Below are 1,332 nucleotides of genomic sequence, written 5' to 3'. Positions count from 1 at the left end.
GTGTGAATGCCACAGCTTCGGCGGTGTGCTTGAGCCCCGCTACATTGTCGGCGCGGAACCACTTGACCAGTGAGCTATTACGCACTCTTTCAAGGGTGGCTGCTTCTAAGCCAACCTCCTGGTTGTCTATGCGACCCCACATCCTTTACCACTTAGCACACGCTTAGGGGCCTTAGCTGGTGATCTGGGCTGTTTCCCTCTCGACTACGAAGCTTATCCCCCGCAGTCTCACTGCCACGCTCTCACTTACCGGCATTCGGAGTTTGGTTGACTTCAGTAAGCTTGTAGGCCCCCTAGGCCATCCAGTGCTCTACCTCCGGCAAGAAACACGCAACGCTGCACCTAAATGCATTTCGGGGAGAACCAGCTATCACGGAGTTTGATTGGCCTTTCACCCCTAACCACAGATCATCCCCCAACTTTTCAACGTTGGTGGGTTCGGCCCTCCACGCGGTCTTACCCGCGCTTCAGCCTGCCCATGGCTAGATCACTCCGCTTCGGGTCTAGGACACGCGACTGAACGCCCTATTCAGACTCGCTTTCGCTACGGCTCCCCCACACGGGTTAACCTCGCCACGTATCACTAACTCGCAGGCTCATTCTTCAAAAGGCACGCCGTCACCCCCACCAAAAGGCAGGACGCTCCGACGGATTGTAGGCGCACGGTTTCAGGTACTATTTCACTCCCCTCCCGGGGTACTTTTCACCTTTCCCTCACGGTACTCGTCCGCTATCGGTCACCAGGGAGTATTTAGGCTTACCAGGTGGTCCTGGCAGATTCACGGCAGATTACAGGAGTCCGCCGCTACTCGGGAACACATATAAGCAGGCCAGCAGTTTTCGCCTACCGGACTCTCACCGTCTACGGCACGCCTTTCCAGACGCTTCGACTAACCACTGACTTTCTCACTGCCCGACCGGTCGACAGCCCGATCACAACATGCCCCACAACCCCGAACACGCAACCCCTGCCAGGTATCACACGTGCCCGGTTTAGCCTCTTCCGCTTTCGCTCGCCACTACTCACGGAATCACTATTGTTTTCTCTTCCTGCGGGTACTGAGATGTTTCACTTCCCCGCGTTCCCTCTACCTGCCCTATGTGTTCAGGCAGGAGTGACACCACATGACTGGTGCCGGGTTCCCCCATTCGGACACCCTGGGATCACAGCTCGGTTGACAGCTCCCCCAGGCCTATCGCGGCCTCCCACGTCCTTCATCGGCTCCTGGTGCCAAGGCATCCACCGTACGCCCTCAGCAACTTGACCACAAAGCTTTAAAGATGCTCGCATCCACTGTGCAATTCTCAACCAACACCAAACCCACCGCCGCT

1 rRNA gene (cut by a window edge) is annotated in these 1,332 nt (G+C 57.0%); it reads right to left on the bottom strand.

The window, feature by feature from the left end:
* A 23S ribosomal RNA gene (locus ABZS66_RS60255) occupies positions 1-1,267 on the bottom strand (it extends 1,948 nt beyond the left edge of the window).
* Positions 1,268-1,332 lie beyond the last annotated feature (65 nt).

It is taken from the genome of Dactylosporangium sp. NPDC005572, from assembly GCF_040605515.1.
Lineage (GTDB): Bacteria > Actinomycetota > Actinomycetes > Mycobacteriales > Micromonosporaceae > Dactylosporangium.
The sequence above is the reverse complement of the archived record's forward strand: the minus strand, read 5'-3'. Positions and strand labels throughout refer to the sequence as shown.